Annotated in this window: 21 protein-coding genes and 1 pseudogene; 8 read left to right on the top strand and 14 right to left on the bottom strand. The window is 44.8% G+C overall.

Annotation, left to right across the window (positions count from 1 at the left end):
* Positions 1 to 351 precede the first annotated feature (351 nt).
* A complete protein-coding gene (locus NC997_RS07470; protein ID WP_242031516.1) occupies positions 352 to 957 on the bottom strand; it encodes a CPBP family glutamic-type intramembrane protease in 606 nt (201 codons plus the stop codon).
* Positions 958 to 1,350: 393 nt separating this feature from the next.
* Between NC997_RS07470 and NC997_RS07465 the strand changes: the two genes are divergently transcribed.
* Positions 1,351 to 1,779 (top strand): polyribonucleotide nucleotidyltransferase, encoded by a 429-nt coding sequence (locus NC997_RS07465; protein ID WP_190530258.1) that lies wholly within the window; start codon positions 1,351 to 1,353, stop codon positions 1,777 to 1,779.
* A 141-nt stretch (positions 1,780 to 1,920) separates the two neighbouring features.
* Positions 1,921 to 2,217 carry an acylphosphatase gene (locus NC997_RS07460; RefSeq protein ID WP_190530257.1) on the top strand — a complete coding sequence of 99 codons (297 nt, stop codon included), beginning with the start codon at positions 1,921 to 1,923 and terminating at the stop codon, positions 2,215 to 2,217.
* 8 nt (positions 2,218 to 2,225) lie between these two features.
* Here the strand turns inward: NC997_RS07460 and ggt are convergent, their stop codons facing one another.
* Positions 2,226 to 3,782: a gamma-glutamyltransferase gene (gene ggt, locus NC997_RS07455; RefSeq protein WP_190530255.1), complete on the bottom strand. Its 1,557-nt coding sequence runs from the start codon at positions 3,780 to 3,782 to the stop codon at positions 2,226 to 2,228.
* 599 nt (positions 3,783 to 4,381) lie between these two features.
* Between ggt and NC997_RS07450 the strand changes: the two genes are divergently transcribed.
* Positions 4,382 to 5,428, top strand: coding sequence for a 3-deoxy-7-phosphoheptulonate synthase (locus tag NC997_RS07450; RefSeq protein WP_190530253.1), 1,047 nt, complete (start codon positions 4,382 to 4,384; stop codon positions 5,426 to 5,428).
* Positions 5,429 to 5,523: 95 nt separating this feature from the next.
* Here NC997_RS07450 and NC997_RS07445 read toward each other — a convergent pair whose 3' ends face one another.
* From NC997_RS07445 to NC997_RS07430, 4 genes are all read right to left on the bottom strand, one after another.
* The gene (locus NC997_RS07445) at positions 5,524 to 5,781 is read right to left on the bottom strand and encodes a hypothetical protein (RefSeq protein ID WP_190530251.1); all 258 of its coding nucleotides are present in this window, start codon (positions 5,779 to 5,781) and stop codon (positions 5,524 to 5,526) included.
* Positions 5,782 to 6,143: 362 nt separating this feature from the next.
* The gene (locus NC997_RS07440; protein ID WP_190439299.1) at positions 6,144 to 7,310 is read right to left on the bottom strand and encodes a pyridoxal phosphate-dependent aminotransferase; all 1,167 of its coding nucleotides are present in this window, start codon (positions 7,308 to 7,310) and stop codon (positions 6,144 to 6,146) included.
* 317 nt (positions 7,311 to 7,627) lie between these two features.
* Positions 7,628 to 8,710: a class I fructose-bisphosphate aldolase gene (locus tag NC997_RS07435; RefSeq protein ID WP_190429513.1), complete on the bottom strand. Its 1,083-nt coding sequence runs from the start codon at positions 8,708 to 8,710 to the stop codon at positions 7,628 to 7,630.
* A 205-nt stretch (positions 8,711 to 8,915) separates the two neighbouring features.
* A complete protein-coding gene (locus NC997_RS07430) occupies positions 8,916 to 10,034 on the bottom strand; it encodes an aldo/keto reductase (RefSeq protein WP_190530250.1) in 1,119 nt (372 codons plus the stop codon).
* A gap of 147 nt (positions 10,035 to 10,181) precedes the next feature.
* Between NC997_RS07430 and NC997_RS07425 the strand changes: the two genes are divergently transcribed.
* Positions 10,182 to 10,559 carry a VOC family protein gene (locus NC997_RS07425; RefSeq protein ID WP_190530249.1) on the top strand — a complete coding sequence of 126 codons (378 nt, stop codon included), beginning with the start codon at positions 10,182 to 10,184 and terminating at the stop codon, positions 10,557 to 10,559.
* A gap of 114 nt (positions 10,560 to 10,673) precedes the next feature.
* Here NC997_RS07425 and NC997_RS07420 read toward each other — a convergent pair whose 3' ends face one another.
* Positions 10,674 to 10,973: a hypothetical protein gene (locus NC997_RS07420; protein ID WP_190410594.1), complete on the bottom strand. Its 300-nt coding sequence runs from the start codon at positions 10,971 to 10,973 to the stop codon at positions 10,674 to 10,676.
* A gap of 112 nt (positions 10,974 to 11,085) precedes the next feature.
* Positions 11,086 to 11,802 carry a phosphoribosyltransferase family protein gene (locus tag NC997_RS07415; RefSeq protein ID WP_190530248.1) on the bottom strand — a complete coding sequence of 239 codons (717 nt, stop codon included), beginning with the start codon at positions 11,800 to 11,802 and terminating at the stop codon, positions 11,086 to 11,088.
* Between the two features lie 262 nt (positions 11,803 to 12,064).
* Between NC997_RS07415 and NC997_RS07410 the strand changes: the two genes are divergently transcribed.
* On the top strand, positions 12,065 to 12,772 hold the full coding sequence (locus NC997_RS07410) for a uracil-DNA glycosylase (RefSeq protein ID WP_190530247.1): 708 nt from the start codon (positions 12,065 to 12,067) through the stop codon (positions 12,770 to 12,772).
* Between the two features lie 10 nt (positions 12,773 to 12,782).
* On the opposite strand, the gene NC997_RS07405 is transcribed toward NC997_RS07410, so the two are convergent.
* Positions 12,783 to 13,547 (bottom strand): HEAT repeat domain-containing protein, encoded by a 765-nt coding sequence (locus NC997_RS07405; RefSeq protein ID WP_190410906.1) that lies wholly within the window; start codon positions 13,545 to 13,547, stop codon positions 12,783 to 12,785.
* A 1,344-nt stretch (positions 13,548 to 14,891) separates the two neighbouring features.
* On the opposite strand from NC997_RS07405, the pseudogene NC997_RS07400 reads away from it, so the two are divergent.
* Positions 14,892 to 14,990 (top strand): annotated as a pseudogene (locus NC997_RS07400) (IS1 family transposase); the annotation flags it as partial.
* 180 nt (positions 14,991 to 15,170) lie between these two features.
* Here the strand turns inward: NC997_RS07400 and NC997_RS07395 are convergent.
* From NC997_RS07395 to argF, 5 genes are all read right to left on the bottom strand, one after another.
* Positions 15,171 to 15,710 (bottom strand): GNAT family N-acetyltransferase, encoded by a 540-nt coding sequence (locus NC997_RS07395; protein WP_190530245.1) that lies wholly within the window; start codon positions 15,708 to 15,710, stop codon positions 15,171 to 15,173.
* 1 nt (position 15,711) lies between these two features.
* Positions 15,712 to 15,936, bottom strand: a complete 225-nt coding sequence (locus NC997_RS07390) for a hypothetical protein (protein WP_190530469.1) — start codon at positions 15,934 to 15,936, stop codon at positions 15,712 to 15,714.
* 57 nt (positions 15,937 to 15,993) lie between these two features.
* Complete coding sequence (locus NC997_RS07385; protein WP_190530447.1) at positions 15,994 to 17,253, bottom strand: AmpG family muropeptide MFS transporter; 1,260 nt, start codon at positions 17,251 to 17,253, stop codon at positions 15,994 to 15,996.
* A 262-nt stretch (positions 17,254 to 17,515) separates the two neighbouring features.
* Complete coding sequence (gene lexA, locus NC997_RS07380) at positions 17,516 to 18,154, bottom strand: transcriptional repressor LexA (RefSeq protein WP_190530244.1); 639 nt, start codon at positions 18,152 to 18,154, stop codon at positions 17,516 to 17,518.
* Between the two features lie 136 nt (positions 18,155 to 18,290).
* The gene (gene argF / locus NC997_RS07375; RefSeq protein WP_190429520.1) at positions 18,291 to 19,211 is read right to left on the bottom strand and encodes an ornithine carbamoyltransferase; all 921 of its coding nucleotides are present in this window, start codon (positions 19,209 to 19,211) and stop codon (positions 18,291 to 18,293) included.
* Positions 19,212 to 19,847: 636 nt separating this feature from the next.
* Between argF and NC997_RS07370 the strand changes: the two genes are divergently transcribed.
* A complete protein-coding gene (locus NC997_RS07370; RefSeq protein ID WP_190530243.1) occupies positions 19,848 to 22,901 on the top strand; it encodes a response regulator in 3,054 nt (1,017 codons plus the stop codon).
* A gap of 115 nt (positions 22,902 to 23,016) precedes the next feature.
* The gene (locus tag NC997_RS07365) at positions 23,017 to 24,801 is read left to right on the top strand and encodes an alpha/beta hydrolase (RefSeq protein ID WP_242031514.1); all 1,785 of its coding nucleotides are present in this window, start codon (positions 23,017 to 23,019) and stop codon (positions 24,799 to 24,801) included.
* Positions 24,802 to 24,808 lie beyond the last annotated feature (7 nt).

Below are 24,808 nucleotides of genomic sequence, written 5' to 3'. Positions count from 1 at the left end.
CGCTGAAAAAATGCCTTATGTCAAGGTTTTACACCCATTTTTTTATCTATCTTTTATCTAAATTAGGATTAGATTTTACTGACTAAACGTTGGCACGCTTTGAATTGACTTAAATAATATAAATTTTGAAGACTATTATTAGTAGACAAGTTCTTCTTTATTAAACTTATTGTATCACAAAAACTTTATTCCAATCTAAATACTAGCAATAATAATTTGAATATCGCCATAAACAAACAATTTTAAAATTTCGCATAAAATACCTAAGATTAACGAACATTATTATAAGCGCTCGCCCATTAAATCTACATACTGTTTGAATAATTTTGATAAACATTCAAGACAAAAATGCTACGAGTTTAAGGTTTTATATCCTCCCAATAGAAGTAGCCAAACCACCACAATTAGCCAATGAATTGCCACGGGCATCCATAGAGAGCCACTTTGAAAATAGGCAAGAGTACAAATAACACCTAGAAGTGCTGCCAAGAATAGAAAAACTGGATTAAAAAAAGTTCGGAGTCCATCGGGATAGAAAGTTACGGCATTTAGCGGATGGTAGATGATAAACATTGCTAAACTAATACCTCCCCAAAGCCATAGAGTAGTAGGGGTAGCTTTTTCTGTAGGGTGAGGAAGTAGTAAGATCCGAAAAAATAACTCTTCAGATATGGCGGGAGACAACAGACAACGCGCCATTACACCAATAATCATTTCCCAGGATGTTTCTACATCAAGTTTTAAAAAACCAAATTTGAATCCAATAGGTAGTGAAATTAAGGTATATATCAGTACCAAAGCAGCAGAATATAGCCACGCTTTGGCATCAGGAGCTGTAGAGGCGGCTGTAATTAAGCGAGAGACAATTCCCAGGCTTGGCGTAAGCGCGATCGCATCTACGGAAAGCTCAAATAGCCCTGCGATAGCTGGCACATTACTCATATATACGTTAACCATTAAAAATATTTCCTCAGGCAGATATTTTTTGAAGATAAAATTATACTAGCGATAGCTTTTTCGTGAAGTTCAGTAATGTTTCAGTGTCATGGACGATAAGACTTTATAAAACTTTCTTATAAAGGGCAAAAATTGCCAATATAATAAAAAAGCACCTAAAGAAAAAAGGTAGCACAAGAAGTACATACGGGAAAGTTTAAACTCTGGGTATGTCTGCGTAAACCTTTGAACCCTTGGTGTTGAAAAACATATTGTTAAGCAAGTTTGCGAAGCTTCTTCTGGATGAGAAGCTCTACCTGTTGGAAGAGATATTGACCAAATTCCTGTGACAAACTTCTAGAATTACGACAGCTTTAATAAAAGAAATTCTCAACTTAACTTTGGAGGGACATTATGGGAATCGGCGATATGTTCAGAAACATACCCGGTTTGAATAGGGAAGGAGGCGATCGAGATCAGGAGTACCGCGATCGCAATGAAGATCGGGAGTATAGCGATCGCAATGAAGATCGAGAGTACCGCGATCGCAATGAAGATCGGGAGTATAGCGATCGCAATGAAAATCGGGAGTACCGCGATCGCAATGAAAATCGGGAGTACCGCGATCGCAATGAAGATCGAGAGTACCGCGATCGCAATGATCGCAATGAAGATCGGGAATACCGCGATCGCGATAGGTATCGTGACGGAAATGATGATGACGATGATGACGATCGCAAAGATAGATATCGTAGTGAACATCGCGATGATGATGACGACGATGATGACGAACATAAGCACAGCCATCGCCGCAAACACCATGACGATGATGACGACGATTAAAATGGTTGGGTTGGATTAACCATCCACACAATCTGCCAAAGAATTAAATGGCGTTAGCTCAATAGCTGACGCCATTCCTGCTTAAAATGAACCCAGGCAATACTTTCGAGCTTAAAAGCTGTCGTAGACAGGAAAAAATAGATGCAGAATTCATCACCCCCGACGGGGCAAATCCGCGCCCACGTAATCGTTTCAGGAAGCGTTCAGGGAGTTGGTTTTCGGTTCTCAACGTTGGATGAAGCAATCCAGCTAGGCGTCAACGGTTGGGTGCGGAATCTCCCCGATGGGCGTGTAGAAGCTGTTTTTGAAGGAAGCGAGGCAGATGTTGAAGAGGTAATTCAATGGTGTCACAAAGGGCCACCTGCTGCTGTGGTGAAAGCGGTGGCGGTTGAGTACGAAACGCCAGAAGGATTGCGCGGATTTGAAATGTGGCGATAGAGGCAATTTTAGCAGGTCGCGATGACTCCACTTCTACGGCGATCGCCAGCGCCGGTTATTAATCCTTCCGAATTTTCCATGACACTATGAACGCCACCAAAAAACATATTCTTCTGTTTCCAAAAAATCAATTCATTACTACCTGGAAGCATCAGATTTTTAAGTTCTTCTTCGCTAAAGCCAGGTTCAAGATTAAAAATATCACTTTCCCAATGAACGCGAGGATGATTTACTGCTGCATCAACGTCCATTTTAAAATCAATAATATTAGAAATAACTTGTAAAATTGCAGTTCTAATTCGATTCGAGCCACCAGAACCTAAAACAATCTCTGGTTGATTATTCTTAAGTACAATAGTCGGAGCCATCATTGAAGAAATCCGCGTATTTTCTTCCCAGTTATGAAATCCATGCGGATTTAAATCAGCTTCTCCTAGCATATTATTCAGCATAATCCCAGTTCCCGGAATCACATAAGAAGAACCCTCTCCGTTGGAAGTGGTAACACTCGCCGCATTACCTTCGCTATCAACCACACTGATATGAGTAGTGCTTCCCCATTTATTGACAACTTCAGTTAATTGATCTTCATAAATAGCCAAATGTTCAGATGATAAGAAAGTTTGGGCAATCTCTTCTGTATGAGTATAAGCGTCATATCTATCCGTTCTGGCTTCATTGGTTAGGCGCATCACATGAGCTAATATTCCTAAATGGCCAGAACTGCCAAACTCTATATTAGTTAAATCAACTTTTGAAAGCAGTTCTAAAGCAAAAGCAATCAGAATGCCGCCAGAACTGGGTGGAGGATTGGTTAAGAAGGTGTTCCCCCGGTAATTCATCACCAGAGGCTTTCTCTCGATTACTCGATAATTATTAAGGTCTTCTAAGGTTAAATAACCTCCATAATCTTGGCAATCCTTGACTAAGCGTTGGGCAATTTCACCCTCGTAAAATTCTCTAATTCCACTTTCAGATAAATAAGTTAACGTATCAGCAAAATCACTCATCAAAACTGTTCCTCCAGGCTGGACAAGTTTCCCCTCTGGGGAAAAAACCTGCTGCATCTCTTTAGAGCCAAGCAGCATGGGGCTGAGGATTGTCAAACAGTAATAGGTAAAATCGTTTAGTTCGACACCCGTTTTTGCATAACGGATTGCCGGTTCAGCAACCACCTTAAAAGGTAATCTACCTAATTTTTGATGAACGTGGAAAACCCCCTTGAGGTTTCCTGGGACAGCCATTGAACCAAGCCCAATATGGAACTCTTGGACTGCATCGCCAAAATTAATTGCAACTGGATAAAAGTTAAGATTTTCCTGACTTTTTTTCTGACGTGGCGTTTGAGAAAAGAAGTCAAACAAAGTATTTTGATTATCCTGAGTATGGGCTAAAAGAAACCCACCACCCCCCGCAGATGTCAGGGCAGTTTCGGTAACGCAAGAGGCTAGGATTGCAGCCGCCGCTGCATCAAATGCGTTCCCCCCTAATTGGAGCATCTCAATTCCAGCTTCGGCTGTTTTTTGATGTCCAGCAGCAATAACACCGTGAGTTTTTTTATACATAAATATTGAGTACGAAAAGCTAGAGTGAATAGAAGATAGGTTGTCAGTATGTAGGGCAATCGCGCTTTCTTATATTTGCATGATGAGAGTGCCACGAGCGCCGGATCGCGATTGAATATAATAAAATTGGCAGGACAAACGAAATGATATTACCGACTTTACTAGAGATCGAGGATTCTATCTGTGCCTTATGCCTCGAAAAACAACAGTGGTTGCTGAAAGGTATCCCTTGGTAAGGGCAAAACAGGAAATCTACACAAGATAAACTCGTTGATTTAAAACACATGAAAAACTACCTGAGAGGGCTAGCACTCCAAGCATCTCAGCAGAAATCGCGGAAATCGATGAGGAGTTGCCGTTGCTGAAATAGATGTTTAGCAACCCGGATAGATTCAGGGAAGCGATCGCTCTCAGCTTGGATGAGGGTGCATCCAGGTAGCGATCGCTTCCCTAAGATGTGCTTCGGGGAATCCTTGCAGCTAGGGTTTAGCGTTTTTATTAATTTTTTTATCTAAGTTAGATGAATTTTTTCACCCTGTCTATAACATTACACTTGGACTTCAATCCCTAACGCATACAAAAACCAGGAATTATACCCGATGGAAACTCAATTATTCAACACTCATATTGAAGAATCGCATATTCTCTTAACTCCAAATGAAGTTAAATCAAAATTACCTTTAACAGATGAGGCAGAAAAAACCGTTTTAAACTTTAGAAATGAAATAGAGGATATCCTAGATGGGAAAGATAGTCGAAAATTTATTGTAGTTGGTCCTTGTTCTATCCATGATATAAAGTCGGCTGAAGAATACGCCTATAGGCTAAAAAATCTCTCCGATCGAGTAAACGATAAGCTGCTGCTGATCATGAGAGTGTATTTTGAAAAACCAAGGACTACCGTGGGATGGAAAGGATTAATTAACGATCCGGATATGGATGATTCTTTCCACATAGAAAAGGGTTTATTAACTGCACGGAGTTTATTAATTAAAATAACTGAATTGGGATTACCTGCTGCTACAGAAGCTCTCGATCCTATAGTCCCACAATATATTGGCGAATTGATTGCATGGTCTGCAATTGGGGCACGCACAACCGAATCGCAAACTCACCGCGAAATGGCAAGCGGACTTTCAATGCCAGTAGGTTTTAAAAATGGTACTGATGGTAGCGTTCAAGTCGCTTTAAATGCTCTGGAGTCAGCTAGAAAACCTCACCATTTTCTAGGGATTAATGCAACGGGACAGGTGAGCATTTTTAAAACGAAAGGAAATGCTTACGGTCATATTATTCTACGGGGCGGTGCCAAACAGCCTAACTTTGATGCTGCAAATGTAAAAATTGCGGAGGAAAAATTAAAAGCAGCTAATTTGCCTCCAAAAATTGTCATTGACTGTAGTCACGGAAATTCAAATAAAGACTATAAAAAACAGTCAGCAGTTTTTGAAAATGTTATTCAACAAATATTGGAGGGGAATGCTTCTATCGTTGGCATGATGCTGGAATCAAATTTGTACGAAGGCAATCAACCCATTCCTAGCCAATTAGAAGAATTAAAATACGGTGTTTCGGTAACAGATAAATGTATTAATTGGGAGGAAACAGAAAGAATTATTTTAGCTGCCTACGAGAAGCTAAAGTAAAAAAGCAGTTTTTTAAGACTGAGAACTGACAAGTCAGCGCAACGCTCTCGCCTGTGCTTGTAGTATCGGTGAAGGTAGTTTCACCGATACTAAAACTAAGTGTTTTCTCCTTCTGCTTGGAATGGATATTCGCCTACACCTAGCTGCTTTTTTGAAGCTTCTAACTGTTTCCAAAGCATTTCAAGGTCTTGGAAAGCTTTCTCTAGAGGAATTTTGCCATTGCTTGCCAGACAACTGATATAAGTTGCTTTTTGAGCAAATTCTTGTAGATTTGCATTAAAAACTAAATTTTCTGGTTTTACATCGCCATAGTAACGGCTGTGAGAATATATAAAATTGGAAGTTACTAACATTTTATTTATCTCCGCTTGTGAAATTCTGTATCTTAATTCTTACTATGCACTGCAATCTCTGTCGGGATAAGTGATAGCTGTCTACAAAAAAAGTGACGCATATCAACCTTATGAGTGATGAAACTAATCAATAAGAGTTAAAGTCGCATTCGATTGAGTGACAGCAATCTCAATAAATGCGATCGCAATCTTCCGCTTATGTGATGCAAATCACAAGAAGCAGCTTCTTTGTATTGTGCTCGTGGCCAATTTTAGACAAAGCGATCGCAAAGTAGCATCCCAGAAACCCTAAGAATCGCGGGTGCTACTTTACCAATTTTGTTCAGTTAGTGAGTGACGAGATCGTTTTCCCCAGCTCTGGACTAAACTAGCGATCGCACAAACTTATCTAATCTGTCCATGCCTTTCTCAATCGAGGTCATATCCGTCGCGTAAGATAAACGGATGTGGTCATCGGCACCAAAAGCAATCCCTGGAATGGCAGCAACTTGCTGAGATTCTAGTAAAGCATCACAGAATTCTAGAGAAGTTAAACCCGTCTTGCCGATATTAATGAACAAATAGAAAGCACCGTCAGGCTTGGCACAACTGAGTCCAGAAATGGCGTTGAGACGCTCTAACATTACCTGTCGCCGTTCGGCAAAGGCGAGGCGCATTTGTTCCACGCACTCTTGAGAACTTTCCAAGGCAGCGATCGCGCCAAATTGTGCAAAAGTACACACATTCGAGGTGCTGTGCCCTTGGATGGTACTCATTGTTTTAATCAATTTTACGGGACCCGCGAGATAACCAATTCGCCAACCCGTCATTGAGTAAGCTTTTGCAAACCCATTGCTAATGAGGGTGCGCTCAAAAATCTCTGGTCCCAGCGAACCAATACTAATCTGTTGCACTCCATCATAGATAATCTTTTCGTAAATCTCATCGGAGACAACCAGAATATCTTTCTCCACCACCACCTCTGCCAATGCTGCCAACTCTGCTGGCGTATAGACGATGCCGGTGGGATTAGAAGGGGAATTGAGGACAAAGAGCTTCGTCCGTTCGGTACAAGATGAGCGGAGTTGCTCCGGCGTAATTTTATAGCCGGTGGAGGCATCTGTCTGCACAATCACCGGAGTCCCACCCGCTAGAACCACCATATCCGGATAACTGAGCCAGTAGGGAGCGGGGATAATCACCTCATCCCCCGCCTCAATCAGCGCCATGTGCAGGTTATAGAGGGAATGTTTGCCACCGTTGGTAACGATGACATTTTCAGCCATGTAGCTGAGTCCATTATCAGTTTGTAGCTTGTGAGCGATCGCTTGCCTTAACTTCGGTTCCCCCGCCGCTGGCCCGTACTTGGTCTTGCCCTCGTCTAGCGCTTTTTGGGCAGCGACTTTGATATGCGTCGGGGTATCGAAATCCGGTTCCCCAGCACTCAAACTACAAACATCCATTCCTTCCGCCTTCATCGCCTTGGCTTTAGCTGCGATCGCCAATGTTAAAGAAGGCTGTACTTGCTCCACTCGTGCTGCCAGCTTCATCCTTACCCCACTCTTGAGACTAACTTAGAGAGCCGTTGCCAAAGTAACTTAGCTTGTGCGATCGCGTTGCGCTGACTTGCCAGTTCGCACTTGGTAACTCTCTAGTCTTTCAGAGTAGCCTGCAATCAGGCTCCAGGTTGGCATTTTTTTTACTTTTTAAACGAATTCCTTGTTTTTACCTGCATCCTGACAATTAACCACTAAGGCACAAAGACACTCAGGAAACACAAAGTTTTCCATTTTAGTGTCGTTGTACCTTAGAGGTTCTTTGAAAACACGCTTTGGCGCTTATGGATCTGGATAAACAGACCCGGCGCTCAAGCAATGGTTACATCTGGTGAGAGATAAACATCTTGGATGGCGTTAAATAGCTTCACTCCTTCCTCAAACGGACGCTGGAAGGTTTTACGACCGGAAATTAATCCAGTACCCCCAGCCCGTTTGTTAATGACGGCGGTGCGGATTGCTTCGGCAAAGTCGTTTTTACCTGACGCACCTCCGGAATTAATCAATCCAGCGCGACCAGAGTAGCAATTTAGCACCTGGTAGCGGGTGAGATCGATCGGGTGGTCGGTCGTCAGGTCGGTGTAAACTCGATCGTGGGTTTTGCCGTAACTTTGACCTGTGGCTTTGGCAACCGCAGCATATCCGTTGTTGCATTCAGGCAGCTTTTGTTTAATGATGTCTGCTTGAATGGTCACGCCCAAGTGATTTGCCTGAGCCGTGAGATCCCCTGCCAGGTGATAGTCTTTGTCTTGCTTAAAAGCGTTATTCCGGAGATAGCACCAAAGGATGGTTGCCATCCCATATTCGTGGGCGAGTTCAAAAGCTTGGCTGACTTCCTGAATTTGGCGGGTAGATTGATCTGAACCAAAGTAAATCGTTGCCCCGACCGCAGTTGCCCCCAAATTCCATGCTTGCTCGATAGAGGCAAACATTATCTGGTCGAATTGATTGGGGTAAGTGAGCAGTTCGTTGTGGTTAATCTTGAGAATGAAGGGGATTTTGTGGGCATACTTGCGAGAAACCATGCCCAAAACGCCCAGCGTGGTAGCAACGGCATTGCAACCGGCAGCGATCGCGAGTTTGACGATATTCTCAGGATCGAAATACATCGGGTTGGGTGCAAAAGAAGCACCCGCTGAGTGTTCGATGCCTTGGTCTACTGGCAGGATGGAAAGATATCCAGTATTGGCTAAACGCCCGGTTGAATACAGTTGCTGGAGACTCCGCAGCACTTGCGGGTTGCGATCGCTAGCAGCAAAAATTCGGTCTACGAAATCAGGCCCTGGCAGATGCAGTAAATCTTTAGAAATCTTCGCTTTGTGAGTCAGAAGGTCTTCTGCTTCTTGACCAAGATTCGACTCTAGAAAACTGGGCATAGATAGCGTAGTAGTCATAGCCGTTTTCCTAAAAACTTGAGTTTTGGTGGGCAGTACTGATGCAGGGAAGAGGGGTAATCAATCAAAAGTTTTGTTAGAGTAGCGCCTGTTTAATTCTGAGTTTTGAGTTTAAAATGCTTTATTCAAAACTCATCACTCCAATTCCAATTACCACCCGTCTTTAATCAACGAGAGAACTATCCTTAAAAGCTAGCGTACCGCTTCAAGTTTCAACTTGCTCTTTTGGTGGAAATCCGTGCTGTTCTCTACCCGGTGGTCCGTCGTACTTCTTTGATGTTTTGTAAAGTTCAAAGCGCCCATCAGCAGCATAGGTTGCATAACGCGATCGCACTGCTTGCATTTCCTCTGGAGTCATCGGCGTGAAACCCCTGGCAATATTCAAGTTCTGGCGCAGCACTTGTAGCGAGTCAATCCCACTCACTGTCGTCGCCACGGGAAGACTCATGGCATAGCGTAACGCTTCTTGAACGGTGACAACGCCTGCTTTAATCGGTTCGCCCTCACCGCCGAGACTTTTCATGCCAATGGCGGCAATCCCGCGCTTGTTGAGTTCTGGGAGAACTTGTTTCTCAAAGCTGCGAAAGCTGGCGTCAAAACAATTTAGCGGCAGTTGCACCGTATCAAAGGGGTAATCATAGGAAAGCATTTTCAGGTGAATTGCCGGATCTTTGTGACCTGTGAAGCCGACAAACCGAACTTTACCCTGCTGCTTGGCTTCATCTAAAGCCTCGATAACACCCCCTTTGGCGAAATGCCTTTCCGGGTCGTTGTCGTAAACAACTTCGTGAACTTGCCATAAGTCGATATAATCCGTCTTCAGACGCCGCAAAGATTGCTCTAGTTGCTGCATGGCGACTTTGCGATCGCGTCCGTGGGTACAAACTTTGGTCATCACAAAAGCTTTATCCCGCCGCCCTTGCAGCGCCTTCCCCAGCCGTTGTTCGCTGACGCCTTCGTTATATTCCCAGGCGTTGTCCATAAAAGTGACACCCGCATCCAGCGCTTCTTGAACAATCCGGATTGCTTCGGGTTCGTTTGGAACTCCCAAGTGAAAGCCGCCGAGTGTCAGCGCGGAAACTTCTACGCCAGTGCGTCCGAGTTCTCGGCGGGGAATCTCGCCTGCTTTGATGGGCATCCCCTGGGAAGTTGGCGATAGATTCGTTTCAGCCTTGACTTGTTGGTGTGGGTGTAGCAAAATCCGATCGGCGATCGCTACTCCGGCTCCCAAAACGCCGAGTCGTTGCAGAAACTGCCTGCGCTTCCAGTTCAGAATCTCTTGGCGACGATTCTGGGCTGCGGTATCATCATGTGCATCTGGCATGAACTGACCCTGCTGATTTCTTTTATTTCTTCCTAGAATTAATATTTTTGTTAGTGTATTTCACCCGTCTCTAGATAGGTTATTCACTTCTCTTAAAAATCCAATTTATTAAGGCTTAACCTTTTTTTCAGGTGATTCCTAACAAATATGCTTTTCCAATGCACCGCCGCACTCGTCACTTTAGCAACCGTTGACCTTGAAGTTCTAGTGCTTTTCTATACCAATCTGCTCAACCAAAACCCAAATCCCTACATCCCGAATATTTACGCTGAATTTCAGTTGCCTGGATTTCGCTTAGGAATTTTCAGATCTAAAGAAACGCACTTATCAGAGTTTGAATCAGCTAAAAGTGGAATGAGCTTGTGTTTAGAAGTGACTGACTTAGAAGGGGCAATTTCTCACCTAACTGCCCTCGGATACCCACCCCCAGGAGAAATTTTTATCGCTTCTCATGGCAGAGAAGTCTATGCTTACGATCCCATAGGAAATCGGTTAATTCTTCACCAAGTATTTGCTATTTGTTAAAATTTTTACTTATTTTTGAAGAAAAGGTATCGCTTGATAATTTTAAATTTGCATGATTTAAAATTATCCAATAGTGTGTGAAATTAGATTTTGAAATCTAAATTTGAAACAGGATTACTTGAGGTAAACGGCTAAGTCAGAAAAGCTACAAAAACTATAGATTAGTAACAGGATGGCGAGAATCTGCATCACGCGCAAATGGGGCGAGGGCATGAGAGTTTCGCGTACCCACATTGACATGGCAGCTCCAATGGCATAGCTTGAACTTAAAAGCAGATAAGGCCAGTCTTTGGTAATTTCCCAGCTCATCAGCAAGCCGATAGCTAACCCGGTCATCAGCAACTCAACGAACCAAGGTGGATTGTACTGGCTAGAAAAAACTAAAGTGCGCCACCAAAATTGTATAGGTCTCATCGATCGGTTGTTATTTTTTAAAAGAGCCATTAACGACTAACTGTTAGTGAATCGTTAATAAAAAAATCAATCTAGGACTACTAGCTAAGATAATCAAAATTAAACAGTTTGGCTATCTGCTTAGAGGTGCATCTGGAGGAGTTTCGGGAAAAATCTGCTGATTGTGCTGTTGTAAGTCAGCGATCGCTTCTTGTGTCTCAACTTGGGGAAATGCCTCATAGAAGCGACTGACACTGAGGAAAGGATCGGGTGTTTGGAGGATAATCACGCGATCGCTCCAAGATAATAGCCAATCGCCTAATCCTATCGGTGCCACCGGACTACAAACCCAAACCGCAGCAGGTTCTTGGGCTTTCAAAGCGTAAGCGGCGGCTGCCATTGTCATGCCGGTAGCAATGCCATCGTCAATCAAAATAGCGATCGCACCGCGAGGATTCACGGACAAGCAGCTAGGAGAAAGCTGACTGTAGAGCGCCGCAGCTTTTTCTTGGGCTTGGTGCAACGCCGCTTCCCGTAGCTGATTATTTTCGGGATCTTTCCGCGATCGCTTTGCCTGGTACCAGATAACGTGCCCATCTGACGTGACGGCACCAATCGCCAGTTCTGGATTTTCAGGACGGGTAATTTTTTTAGCGACAACGATATCCACCGGGCAACCCAGACAGCGTGCTACCGGCACAGCCACCGGAATACCGCCGCGAGGCAGTGCATAAACGATAGGCTGAACGCTCAAACCTTGAGCCTGGAGCTGCTTAATCTCTGCCAGAATAGGCTGAGCTAGCTGCTCGCCAGCAGTAATGCGATCGCGGAAAATTGGGGCTGATGACATGGCACCCTCCAGAAGTTGGCAGTGCGCTCGCCTCTATAATGGCTGATTTTCGCCAGATAAGGCAGAAATCGAGAGTCCATCCAAAGTATGAACTATCAAAGGGCAAGTGTGAACCCACCTTCAGCCTAAGAGTAACCGGAAGCTCAGAGAACCTAAGCCTCACGCTGACCTAAGTCGGAAGAGTGAGCTTCCGACTTAGGTCAGCGGAGTGTCAATATTGTTAGGATTATTTCGGAAAAACCATAGACTATCCGCCAAATTCATGCCAAGCGAAGACCAACTCAGCCTTTTTGACACCTCAGGGATTAGCGAATCTACCACAGCCCAGCCTCAAGCACTAGAACTGATTCCGACAAGTGCCAAAATTCCCATTCCTGCTGGCACCTATCAAACAATGGCTCAGATGGCTGAGCATTGCAACCAGTGCTATCGCTGTCAGTTGGGCGAAACCCGCACAAACGCTGTAGTTGGACGCGGCAATCTCCAGGCACCCATTATGATTGTGGGGGAAGCGCCCGGTCAAAATGAAGACGAAACTGGCTTGCCATTTGTCGGTAAAGCGGGACAGTTGCTAGAGAAAATACTCGCTTCGGTACAGCTAAATACCGAACAGGACGTCTACATCGCCAATATTAATAAGTGCCGTCCCCCTGCCAATCGGGTTCCCACCCCCGATGAAATCGCCGCTTGCAAACCCTATCTGTTGGAACAGATCCGCATGGTAGACCCGAAAATTATCCTATTAACGGGCGCTACAGCAGTGAAAGGATTGACTGGCGATAAAAGAGGCATTACTAAAATTCGCGGCACTTGGATGGAGTGGGAAGGACGCCTGTGTATGCCGATTCTCCATCCAGCCTACCTGCTGCGGAATCCTGCCCGCGAAGCGGGTAGTCCCAAATGGTTAATGTGGCAGGATATTCAAGCAGTACGGGCAAAGTTAGATGAAATCCGCAGTTCTCCAGCCTAATTTTGTCGGTTTACACGAGTCCTTCCTGTTCTAAGGTTTCAATCAGCTGAAGACCTCTGGGATCGCCAACTCTCAAAAGCGCAGCTTTTGCATCTTCTCGGACACCCATCTCTTCATCCTCTGCGAATGCCTCAATTAATCCATCAATGGCACCGGCGTAGACGGCATTAGAAGGCATTTCGCGGCAGAGTTGTCCTAACGACCAGGCACAGTTGCTACGGACTGCGGCGATTGGGTCTTGCCTTAGAGCTTCAATCAGGGGTGGAATTGATGCCACAATGGCTTCGTAGCCCAGTTCAGCCATTTGAGCTAACCCACTGGCTGCCCACAGACGCACGGCAGAAATATCGGTTTTTAAGGCGTCGGTGAGGGGTTCTAACGAGCGGCGATCGCGGCAGTTTCCCAAAGCCCAAACAACACCTTTGCGAACGTATCCATTCCAATCGTTGTTGAGCTGGGTTATCAACGGTACTACGGCTGTAGAACTGGGATTGCGTCCCAGCCCATAAGCCGCACTCACCCGCAGCAACGGGCAGGGGTCACTCAGCAAGTGAATTAAATGAGGAATCGCTCGTTCATCCTGGAGTTCGCAGAAAGCTCGTGCTGCTAGCATCCGTTGCTGCGTTCCAGGAGCCGTTAACAGTGCCAGCATCGCATCTGGATCTGGTTTAGGTTGGCTCTCTGCGTCGGCATCAAGCGGCTCTATTTGATCCAGAGGGCTTTCTAGCTCTATCTCTGGATCGAGTAAGCTCAAATCGTCATCGTCGTCATACATATTTGAATAAAGTACCACTACCGCTCCCATTCCTCTAGTCTCTACTGGCAATGCCTGCTTGAGAGAGGCACGAAAGTTAAGAAAACTAACATTATGAGTTGCTAGACCCGATCAAAAAGTTGAATTTGGTATAGTACACGACACCAAGAGCCTTCTATTGTGATCCTTGATAACAGGGGGAGTAATGTGACAGACCACCTAGAGCCATATCGCCGGATGGTTCGTTCCATTCGATTCGTTCCCGCCTTGGGACCTACCCACCAATCTCAGCAGCCGGTGATGCCATTGCCGCAGGTCAATTTATCACCGTCAGTGCTATCTACCCCTCAACCTGCCCCTCAACCTGCCCCTCAACCTGCCCTCGATCCGTCCGAACACGTTAGCGGCTTGGTGCGAGAGGCAGTCTCGAAACCGACGGTGCTTCCCGTGACCTATGCGATCGCGGAAAATCTCGGCGATCGCATCAGCCGACTGACTGCTGCCAAACCAACGCGATCGCAACCGCCGGAAATTATAGCATTCAAAATTCCCCAGCCTGACCCCAACTGGAAGCCTGCCCCTCCAGTACCTGGTTGGGAGCAGCCAGTAGACGCGAGTTCTACAGCTCCCTCAGATGTCGCGGCACCGGAAGTAGAGTCACCATCCAGCTCAGTGCCACAGACAGAAGCCCAAACTTCAGTCGCGGCACCGGAAGTAGAATCATCATCCAGTTCAGTGCCAGAGACGGAAGCAGCACCCATTCCCGAACCCGTCAAGGAGACGCCCAGCGCCCTTCCAGAAGCAATATCTGAAACTCCAACGGCGGCACCGGAAGTGTCAGTTCAACCGACTGAGGAGACGACTGCTGCTGAGGCTGAGTCGCCAGAGGCGATCGCGCCGATAGAGGAACCAGAAGATACCCAAAAACCCTCTTTATTAGACAGGGCGGCGGCGGCGCTTCAGGCGGTGGTATCTGTTTTCGACAAGCCAGATGCCGACCAAAAAGAGCCTGCTGTAGAACCAGCACCTCCAGTCGAAGCCGAAATATCAGCGGCTACATCCGTTCCAGTCGAAGAGATCCCCAGCGAATCGGAAGTCGAAACCGAAACACCAACAGCCGAAGCTCCAGTGTCAGTTCAACCAGACGAGGAGACGGCTGCTGAGTCTTCGGAGGAAGCGATCGCCCCCAATGATGAACCAGACTCCCCTCAACCAACTTTATTAGATAGAGCTGCATCAGCGCTTGAGGCAGTGGTATCTGTTTTCAACCAGCAACCAGAAGCAGACGACCAGAACGAACCCGCAGTAGAATCAGCACCCGCAGCCGTCCCAGAAGCCCAAGCAATAGAAACACCTCAGATTAACTGTCCAAAATGCGGCGCTACTGAGGTTCGGAAAAATGGGCACTATAAAAACAAGCAAAGATATGTTTGTAAAGACTGTGGGAAACAGTTTGTTGCCGCTGATGCTGGTGAAGAAGCCGAGCCACAAATGCAGACAAAGCCTGCTGTAACATCTGAAGCTCAGGCATTGCCAAAGACGCACAGCGTTCCTGCCGTACCGGAAAAAACTTCTAAGGGCAAAGGGAAGAAACAGGCAAAAGGTTTTGGACGACCCAAAACAAAATAGCTGGCTTGGTCTTCCTTATGGCTGCGGTGTCTCAGGAAACAGCGGTTTCAGCATCCACAAAGACTGGGTTTGGTAGCCGAGGCTGCGGTAAAGATTCAACGCGGGTTGATTGGTTTGAAAGACTTGCAGACCCATTTGGCGATCGCCTCTTGCCCGCGCCCAGTCTTCGGCATGATTGACCAAAGCTTTTCCTATGCCACGTCGGCGGTGTTCTGGCAAGACATAGAGTAAAAAAATGTGGGCATGGCGATCGCCTGTCACCTGATCCACGGCATTTCCCAACCAAAGACAAGCTACTTGGGAAGGAGGATGAACGGATGAGCCAGGAATTGAAGAATCTGTTTCTTCCTTTTTTCTTCCTTCTTCCTTTAGTTCAACCCACCACAAAGGCGTTTTTTTAGAAAAGTATTGCTCAACCGTTTCCGCTAGATGAGAAAAATCTTTTTGTTCTGGAAAAAGCTCCTGGTAAGTCAGCTGCATAAATTTCACGAGACTTGCTCGATTCAGACTCGATCCTTCGCGCAGCTGATACCCCGGCAATAACGGACAAGGCATTTTAGACTATCGATTTTAGATTGGAGGTCAATCCTAAATCCATCCTTTCTAAGCCAAAATCAGATGCCGGTGCCTGAGCGTGTTCCCCAAGAGGATTGACTTCCTCAATAGGTGCGGGTGCTGCCATGTCCGAGGGTAAAAAGATGCGGGCGCTAACTGCCACCAGCGCCACAAAAAAGATCAACACTACGATCAATGGAACAATGTACTGACGAAAGATAGCCATAGAGAAAGACTTTTCTAAGAATTGTGTTTAAGATTTGTTAAGCTCTCTGTTTCTATCCTACAACTGTTGAGAGTCATCATCTTCATCATCTAGTACCTCTCTAGGCATTTCTGGCACGGAACGCGGATTCCAGGGAGCAAAAATAGGCAGCAGCAGTAATCCAGGCAAGGCAGCGGCGATGCTAATTAGGAAAAAGGAAGGCCAACCAGTGGCTTCTGCGATTCGACCCGCTGGGGCAACTAAAATATCGCGGCTGACTGCCATCAAGCTGGAGAGTAACGCATACTGGGTTGCCGAGAAGCGCTGGTTACAAAGACTCATCAAAAAGGCTACAAAAGCGGCATTTCCGAGTCCAGCACAAAAGTTTTCAATATTAATAGTCAGTACAAGTAACTGATAGTTTTTCCCGACTTGTGCAAGGAGAAAATAAGCAAAATTACTCACTGCTTGCAAAGCACCAAATACCCAAAGTGAGCGATTAATACCGATTTTGCTGAGAATTGCACCGCCTGAAAGAGCGCCAACAATGCTTGCCAATAATCCCATGCCGCCCTGAATTGCACCAACTTCTGCGGAAGAGAAGTTTAAGCCGGTCTTTTCCAACAAAAAGGGCGTGGACATATTATTAACGAGCGCGTCACCCAGTTTGTAGAGAACAATGAAAACTAGAATCAAAAATCCTTGGCTCTGACCATTGCGTTGAAAGAATTCAATAAATGGCAAAGACACCGCTTCTGATAAGGAATCGGGTGGGCGATCGCGCTGTATGGGTTCCGGTGCCCAAATTGAACTCACGAACCCAATTGCCATCAACAGCGACATCAACAAGTAAACTGTAGGCCAAGACAATTTTTCCGCTAAAATCAGCGCCAAACCACCCGTAATCAGCAAGGCAACGCGATATCCTAAAACAAAAATCGCTGCCCCGGCTCCCATTTCCCGTTCTTCCAGGACATCTGTGCGATAGGCGTCAACGGCGATGTCTTGAGTCGCGCTGAAAAAGGCAATGAATAAAGCATTGACGGCTAACAGTTGCAAAGCTTGGGAGGGCTTTTGGAGCGCCATTGCTGCGATCGCTAACAACAATGCCGCTTGCGTCAGAACTAGCCAGCCACGACGACGCCCCAGAAACGGCGGCACAAAGCGGTCGAGTAAGGGCGACCAAATAAACTTGAGTGAGTAGGGCAAACCTACCAAGCTGAACAACCCAATCGCGCTTAAATTCACGTTCTCGACTGTCATCCAGGCTTGCAACGTCTTACTCGTCAAGAACAAGGGCAAACCTGATGCAAAGCCCAGAAACAAAAGAGCCGCCATCTTGCGGCTTTGAAAAACTTGAAAAAAAGATTGGGTTGCTTTCACGACTGACAAAGGCTCCTTACGAACTTTGAGTCATTAGTTTGCTGTCCTTGCTAGTGGGTAATCGGTAATCGGTAATGCCTTGTATGAATTACCAATTACCAATTACCGTTTCTCCAATTCCTAATGACTCAGGAGAATGGCTCTTTTGGTCTTGAGATATCATCCCATAGAGAGAAACCTTTTCCCGGAGACTTTGATAAGAGGAACGCGAAGAATGCTATCGCCTTCGAGATCCCGATTTCATGGAAGCAAATTCATAGCCGCGCCAGACGCCGACCAACACACCTTGCACCTCCACTTGGTTCGCCTTTACTTTAATGGGGTCGTATTTGGTATTGGCTGGTTTGAGCGTAATTTGCTCTCCCTGCCGGTGATAGCGTTTCAAAGTCGTTCCGTGTCCTTCGACTCGTGCTGCCACAATCGTGCCATTTTTCACGCGATCCGGTTCGGGTACGGGTCGCATGATGACCATATCGCCTTCAGCAATTTGGTCATCAATCATGCTGTCTCCGACCACCCGAAGGGCATAATAATCCGGCTGACGAAACAGAGAAGACAAATCCAGCTGTTCGACCGTATCGGTGAAAGGTTCGACAAGACCACCGGCAGCGATCGCTCCTAAAACCGGCACTCCACCCGCACCAGAGCGCACAATCCTAATCGTGCGGGCTTTTCCTTCCGTCCAGTCAATATAGCCTTTCGCACGCAAGTGTTCCAGGCGGCTCTGAACCGGCGCAGGCGACTTCAGTTCCATTGCCCGCATCATCTGCCGAATTGAAGGCGCGTGTTGATATTGACTGATATATTCCACCAGCCAATTATAAAGTTGCTGCTGAGCATCAGTTAGGGGTTCCATAAAACAATAGGGGAATACTAATCTACGTCCTATAGAACATTCGTACTACTAAAATCCACGTCTGTCCAGTGGTTAATGGCTAATGTTTTTTAAACAATTAGCCATTTGCCATTCGCGATTAGGGATTAGCAAATTATCAATCTGCTCCCAAAAGACTCACCAACAAAGCCTTCTGCGCGTGCATTCGGTTTTCTGCCTGATCCCAAACCCGCGACTGAGAACCTTCGATAACAGCATCGGTAATTTCTTCCTCTCGATGAGCAGGTAAACAATGCAGCACAATTGCATCAGGATCGGCAATACTCAACAGCTGCTCATTCACTTGGTAAGGTTGAAAAATTGGAATTCTGGCATCTGCTTGTTCCTCTTGACCCATACTTGCCCAAACGTCGGTATAAAGCACATGGGCACCTTTGGCGGCAGCTTCAGGGTCGTTAGTAATTGTTACCTCAGAGTTAGTCTGTGCAATCTTTTTCGCTTGCTCGACAATTGCCGCATCGGGTTGATACTCCGTAGGTGTAGCAATTCTCACATTCATCCCCATCAACGCGCAGCCCAAAAGCAGGGAGTTTGCCATATTATTACCATCTCCCAGATAAGTCAAAGTTAGCCCATCTAGCGTTCCAAAGCATTCTTGAACAGTTAATAAATCAGCTAAAACCTGACAGGGATGTTCTAAATCCGACAGCGCATTGATAATCGGAATCTTGGCATAGTTCGCAAAAGTTTGCAGATCCTCCTGCTCAAATGTCCGAATCGCTAAGATGTCTAGATAGCGATCCAACACTCGTGCTGTATCGGCTAACGGTTCTCCCCGGCTCACCTGGGTAACATTAGGATTCAGGTCTATCACCTGACCGCCTAGTTGGTACATTGCCACTGAAAAGCTGACGCGAGTCCGTGTAGACGCTTTATAAAACAACAGCCCTAACACCTTATTGCAGCGCAAATTTAGCTGATGCGTCTTCAGCTGAGCTGCCAAATCCAAAAGTTCTTTCATTTCCTCAGCACTGAGGTCTGCCAGACTTAGGAGATCTCGTCCTTTCAATGCTTCCATTTTTATCCCCGATGAGTGAAGTAAAATGCGTTCCCGCAGCGTGAGTCTTAACGGAGCGCGTCGTTTAGACTCTACTTGGCTCTTGTTATACCGTTTTAAAACCCTACCAGATTTTTATCAACTTAGCTGTGGCAGAGAATTGTAAGGACAAGTTCATGAGTAACCAGAAGTGTTTCCAGGTACATCCAGGGTAAAACTTTCGGGATAGCAACCCATTTTTGCAGAATTTAACGGGTTTGAAGGGAAAATGTTTTTTCTGTTCCAGCAGCTTAATAGAGAGTTATTCATCCCAAATTTAGGCTTCTCCAGTCTCTTTCAACCCTAGTCCTCGAAAATATCTTTTCAACCGAGAAATAACCCACTATAAAGTCAAAATAAACCTTAAAAAAGGTATTGATATGGTAAAAGTTCCTTTTGTATCCTTTCAGCAAAAAAAGTAAGCAAAAGCTCAGCCTGTTTCCCCTACCTAAAAATAGGTTGCAAGAATTAACAAACTGATGTATACCGCTTAGGGGGGTTAGACTTAAAATTTTTAGTATAACTTTAAGCCATTTAAGGATATTTACTAAGATAATCATTGATTCATAAAAATAATTAGAAATATCACAGAAATATAACTTTTCCAGAATCCCGAATATGAAATTTCCCTTCGCGGTGAAAATAGGGCTGGCTATCTCGCTTCTTTCAGTTGGAGTCACCAGCACTAGCGTTTATTTTTTCTACTCAAAAACAAATCAAATTGTTTTAAACCAGATGTCAGAGCGACTTAAAGATGTAGGTCGTCAGGGAGCATCTTCGTTAGAGCAAGACGAAAAACAAACAATTCAGCAGCTTCGTCAGTCCCTTGAAAAAAATTCTCTGCCTATAAGCGAAAAAATCAGAACCCTAGAACCTGGAGAAATTACTGCTTCTTTACTACCTAAAATTGCTCAAGAATATATAAATTCCCCGGAGTATCAAGCTCTTGTAAAAATTTTGATAAAAATCAGAAATAGCAGCCGGAGAAAAGTATTTCCTGTGAGATTCTTGAGGCAAACAGCAGAAGCAAAAGACAAGATTCCGCTCATTCGCTCAACCTATCTTATTGTCAGCATTCCAGAATCTCCGAGATATCGAATTGTCAAGTTTCTGGCTCATGATAATTCTCAAAGAACACTAGCTCAGAAAGAAAAATTGATTGGGGATTTATACGCAACTGAGCAAAATGAACTACAGCAAGCTTTTGAGGGGGAAGCACAAGCTGGTAAGAAATTTTATACAGATGAAATTGGCACTTTTCTAAAAGCAGCCATTCCCATTAAAGATGAAAAAGATAATGTTATTGCTGTTTTAGTTTTAGAGTACGACGGTACCCACGAAATCAAGCAAATTCATAAATTACGATATATTTGCATCAGTATTATTAGTATTAGTTTAGTCCTGTCACTGCTCGTCGCATTTTTGCTGGCGCGTTGGTTGGGAAACCCTATCGAAAAATTATTAGAAGGTGCTCAAAAAGTATGCGATCGCAACTTTGACATCTTTATAGATGTTAAAAGCAAAGATGAGTTGGGACTGTTGGCAGATGCCTTTAATTCGATGGTAGCTGAGATTCGAGACTATGCCCGAAACCTAGAATCCAAAAACAAAGATTTATTACAAATTAATCAACTAAAAGATGAGTTTTTAGCGAATACTTCCCAAGAATTACAAACCCCTTTAAATGAAATAATCGGTATCGCTGACTCTCTTTTAGAGGGAGCTGCTGGGCAACTGTCGGAAATTCAAACGCAAAACTTGTTAATGGTTTTGCAAAGCGGTCAACGGCTAGCAAATATGGTTAACGATATTGTTGATTTAGAAAAACTTAAGCATAAAACACTGGGGTTAAAACTCAGACCAGTAGGAATGCAAGAAATTGCCGATGTAGTTTTAACTCTTGCTAAACCTTTCGCAGATATCAAAGGTTTGCGCTTGATTAATCGAATCGAACCTACTGTACCAATGGTATGTGCTGATGAAAATAGAGTTCAACAAATTCTGCATAATTTAGTTAGCAATGCGATTAAATTTACTGATACAGGTAGTATACAAGTTGTTTCTTCAGTTGCGGATAATTACATGAAAATTACGGTTGCAGATACCGGAATTGGCATTCCAATCAATAGAATAAATACCATTTTTGATGCTTTTGAACTTACCGAAGAATCTATTTCTAGACCTTACGTAGGGACGGGCATCCGCCTTGCAGTTACTAAACAACTGGTGGAATTGCATGGCGGCAAAATTTACGTAGAATCCATTCTAAAAAAAGGTTCGCGGTTTACTTTTACGCTACCGCTGGCAGGAAAATTGGAAAGTATACAACAAACGCTTTCCAAAGAACTCAGTTCAAAAGAGGTTGAAATTCAAAACTTTCAGTTTGAAAGGTTACAAGATTACCTACAACCTGCACCCCAAGAAGGAAAATTTAAAATTTTAATTGTAGATGACGATCCGGTTAATCTTCAGATTCTTAACAATTATCTGTGTTTGGAAAATTATACGGTTTATCAAGCGAGGAATGGAATTGCTGCTTTAGAAGCCATTGAGCAAGGTCTAAAGCCTGATTTAATTTTACTTGATGTAATGATGCCAAAAATGTCAGGCTATGAAGTTTGCAAAAAAATTCGCCAAACTTTTCCTGCCAATGAATTACCAATTGTGATTGTGACAGAAGCGCATAGCGTTGCTAATTTATTAGAAACCTTTGGGTCAGGAGCCAATGATTATCTAACTAAACCAATTTCTAGAAACGAATTGATAGCACGAATAGAGACTCATCTTGAGCTTTCCAAAATAAATATTGCTTATGGTCGATTTGTGCCCCGTCAATTTATTAGTTTGCTGGGAGAAGAAAGCATTGTTAATGTAAAGCTAGGCGATCAAGTGCAGAAAGACATGACAATCCTCTTTTCTGACATTCGCAACTTTACGAGCCTTTCAGAGGCGATGTCACCCAAAGAGAATTTTAATTTTATTAATTCCTACTTGAGTCGGGTGAGTCCCGTTATCCGGAATAATAATGGTTTTATAGATAAATATATTGGAGATGCGGTGATGGCACTTTTCCCGGAAAGCGCTGAAGATGCTTTGCGGGCAGCGATTGAAATGCAAAAACAAGTCTCGCAGTACAATATGGAACGCCGAAGAAGCAATTTACCTCCTATCGCTATCGGCATTGGCATCCATAGCGGCAGTTTGATGCTAGGCACGATTGGAGATGAACAGCGTATGGAAGGGACAGTGATTTCAGATGCAGTGAATCTGGCGTCTCGTCTGGAAGATTTGACCAAAGCCTACGGAGCTTCTATTATTATTAGTGAAAAGACTTTGCTGGGTTTAGAAGATCCCACTCGATATAATTATAGATTTTTGGATAAAGTTCATATTAAAGGTCGTAAAGATTTATCGCCTATTTTTGAAGTTTTTGATGGTGTTATCTTAGAGACTTTAGAGCTGAAGAGCAAAACCAGAAGCTCTTTTGAATTAGGAATTCATCTCTATTACAGCAAAAAATATGCCTCTGCGGAGGAAATTTTCAAGAACGTCTTAGAGCAAAATAATCAAGATAAAGCGGCTAGCCTCTATGTTAAACGTTGCCAGAGATTGCAAAAACAGGGAACCGATGAAAGATGGGACGAAATTGAGTCTTTCGAGGAAGCCTTTTAGGCAAAACAACAGGGAGGGATGTTTAAAGAGTGGGTTGCAAAGGCAACCTACATCGCCGATTACCAATTCTGCGATTAAACGCTTGCTTTTAAGCCTTCCAGGTCTCTATCTAGGAATGGTTTTACCTTCTGTAACGGCTTTGATGCCGAGTCGGGTTTTGGCTGCGGAAAAAATATTTATTTCCTATGGACCGATACAGTTATCCCTTCCGGTTTCGGCACTGGAAGAATATGCCAGGGAAGGCAAAATCAATCAGGATTTAGGGTTTTATGCTCAATTTTTTAAGCCGGAACAGCTAGAGCAGTTACGGAGGATTTTGCAAACTCGTGCGAATGTGAGTCCGGTGGCAGTGGCTCAATTTCTCTACACGCCGCAGGGGGAAATTTTGCTGCGACGAGTCGGCGAAATTATTCAAACAAAAGCGTTTCAACCGGGTTTTTATGCAATTCGAGCTGCTTTAATTCAAGCTGCTGCCGATCCACAAGGATTGACGCCACTGAATGTACTGCGAAAGTTTCCGACTTACGCAATTCGGATTAATTCGGATCGGGGCTTTGAGATTATTGATGAGCTGAGCAACCTAATCGGGAAAACTCAAGGAGCGATCGCTGCCGTTGAACAGGCAGCTTTGGCTGAAATCTCAGCTCAGTCATCCACTCAGATGCCCTTTCAGCCATCACAAATGGCAACACCGTTTAATATTCCCGCAGGGCGAGATTTACAGCAACCAGGGCCGCTAAGCTGGGAAATGCAGACCCTGACGCTCAATGACCTCAGCCGCAGCCGTACCTTCCCAGTCGATGTTTATCTGCCGCAGTTGAGCGGACGAGCCGCACCCGTAATTGTAATTTCTCACGGGCTGGGAAGCGATCGCTTGTCCTATGCCTACCTGGCGAGACACCTAGCCTCTCATGGATTTGCAGTGGCTCTACCAGAACATCCAGGCAGTAATTCCCAGCAGTTGCAGGCTCTAATTAGCGGTCTGACAAGCGATGCGGCTCCTCCCAGCGAGGCGGTTGACCGTCCTCTGGATATGAAGTATTTGCTAGATCAACTGGCAGCTACTTATCGAGGACGACTAGATATGCAAAACGTCGGCGTCCTTGGTCAATCGTTTGGCGGCTACACAGCATTGGCGCTGGCGGGTGCAGAAATTAATTTTGAGAACCTGGAAAAAGATTGCACTGCTATCAATAGTTCGTTGAATCTGTCGCTGTTGCTCCAATGTCGGGCGTTGCTGTTGCCGCAAATTGATTATCAGTTGGGGGATGACCGAATTAAGGCAGCGATCGCGATCAATCCAGTTGATAGTAGCATCTTCGGAAAAAGTGAGATGAGCGGCATCAAAGTTCCGATAATGTTATTTGCCAGCAGTAACGATACCGCTGCACCTGCTTTATCAGAACAGATTAAACCCTTCACTTGGCTGACAACCCCCAACAAATATCTGGTTTTAATGAAAAAGGCAACGCATTTTTCCACTTTGGGAGAAGCGTTTGAAGGTACTGGGGTAGTCAAGATTCCGCCACAAGTTGCGGGACCAAATCCCGTGACTGCTTTTGGATATGTGAAAGCCCTGAGCCTAGCTTTTTTTAAAACCTATGTTTCTAACGAGCCAGAATATCAAGGCTACCTGAATGCTTCTTACGCTCAATATATCAGTCGAGATGAGATTCCTTTAGTTTTGATTCAGTCTTTAACAGAGGAACAATTGCAGGGAATCAGCAATACTTCTACTGCTCAGCCAATCCCATCTCCTACACCCAATACTTTTCAGTTAACCTCTCCCCCAGCCCTTCCCCTGCAAGGGGACGAGAGGAATTCTTCCCCTTCTCTGCCAGGGGATAGAGTAGAGGCGTTAGGTGTGCCTTACCCGAAAAATATTGCACCTACACCTTAATTAGAAT

The sequence above is a fragment of the Trichocoleus sp. DQ-A2 genome (assembly GCF_039961915.1).
Classification (GTDB): domain Bacteria; phylum Cyanobacteriota; class Cyanobacteriia; order Cyanobacteriales; family FACHB-T130; genus FACHB-T130.
Note: the sequence above shows the minus strand (reverse complement) of the source record. Positions and strands in the feature narration are given on the sequence as shown.

Bases quoted from the DNA above. Each gene is read 5' to 3' on its own strand.
- NC997_RS07420 (WP_190410594.1), bottom strand. From the start codon at position 10,973: ATGAGACCTATACAATTTTGGTGGCGCACTTTAGTTTTTTCTAGCCAG.
- argF (WP_190429520.1), bottom strand. From the start codon at position 19,211: ATGGAAGCATTGAAAGGACGAGATCTCCTAAGTCTGGCAGACCTCAGT.
- ggt (WP_190530255.1), bottom strand. From the start codon at position 3,782: ATGTATAAAAAAACTCACGGTGTTATTGCTGCTGGACATCAAAAAACA.
- NC997_RS07460 (WP_190530257.1), top strand. From the start codon at position 1,921: ATGCAGAATTCATCACCCCCGACGGGGCAAATCCGCGCCCACGTAATC.
- NC997_RS07385 (WP_190530447.1), bottom strand. From the start codon at position 17,253: ATGGCGGCTCTTTTGTTTCTGGGCTTTGCATCAGGTTTGCCCTTGTTC.
- NC997_RS07465 (WP_190530258.1), top strand. From the start codon at position 1,351: ATGGGAATCGGCGATATGTTCAGAAACATACCCGGTTTGAATAGGGAA.
- lexA (WP_190530244.1), bottom strand. From the start codon at position 18,154: ATGGAACCCCTAACTGATGCTCAGCAGCAACTTTATAATTGGCTGGTG.
- NC997_RS07430 (WP_190530250.1), bottom strand. From the start codon at position 10,034: ATGCCAGATGCACATGATGATACCGCAGCCCAGAATCGTCGCCAAGAG.
- NC997_RS07440 (WP_190439299.1), bottom strand. From the start codon at position 7,310: ATGAAGCTGGCAGCACGAGTGGAGCAAGTACAGCCTTCTTTAACATTG.
- NC997_RS07390 (WP_190530469.1), bottom strand. From the start codon at position 15,936: ATGGCTATCTTTCGTCAGTACATTGTTCCATTGATCGTAGTGTTGATC.
- NC997_RS07445 (WP_190530251.1), bottom strand. From the start codon at position 5,781: ATGTTAGTAACTTCCAATTTTATATATTCTCACAGCCGTTACTATGGC.
- NC997_RS07415 (WP_190530248.1), bottom strand. From the start codon at position 11,802: ATGTCATCAGCCCCAATTTTCCGCGATCGCATTACTGCTGGCGAGCAG.
- NC997_RS07425 (WP_190530249.1), top strand. From the start codon at position 10,182: ATGCTTTTCCAATGCACCGCCGCACTCGTCACTTTAGCAACCGTTGAC.
- NC997_RS07365 (WP_242031514.1), top strand. From the start codon at position 23,017: ATGGTTTTACCTTCTGTAACGGCTTTGATGCCGAGTCGGGTTTTGGCT.
- NC997_RS07435 (WP_190429513.1), bottom strand. From the start codon at position 8,710: ATGACTACTACGCTATCTATGCCCAGTTTTCTAGAGTCGAATCTTGGT.
- NC997_RS07470 (WP_242031516.1), bottom strand. From the start codon at position 957: ATGGTTAACGTATATATGAGTAATGTGCCAGCTATCGCAGGGCTATTT.
- NC997_RS07395 (WP_190530245.1), bottom strand. From the start codon at position 15,710: ATGCCTTGTCCGTTATTGCCGGGGTATCAGCTGCGCGAAGGATCGAGT.
- NC997_RS07405 (WP_190410906.1), bottom strand. From the start codon at position 13,547: ATGTATGACGACGATGACGATTTGAGCTTACTCGATCCAGAGATAGAG.
- NC997_RS07410 (WP_190530247.1), top strand. From the start codon at position 12,065: ATGCCAAGCGAAGACCAACTCAGCCTTTTTGACACCTCAGGGATTAGC.
- NC997_RS07370 (WP_190530243.1), top strand. From the start codon at position 19,848: ATGAAATTTCCCTTCGCGGTGAAAATAGGGCTGGCTATCTCGCTTCTT.
- NC997_RS07450 (WP_190530253.1), top strand. From the start codon at position 4,382: ATGGAAACTCAATTATTCAACACTCATATTGAAGAATCGCATATTCTC.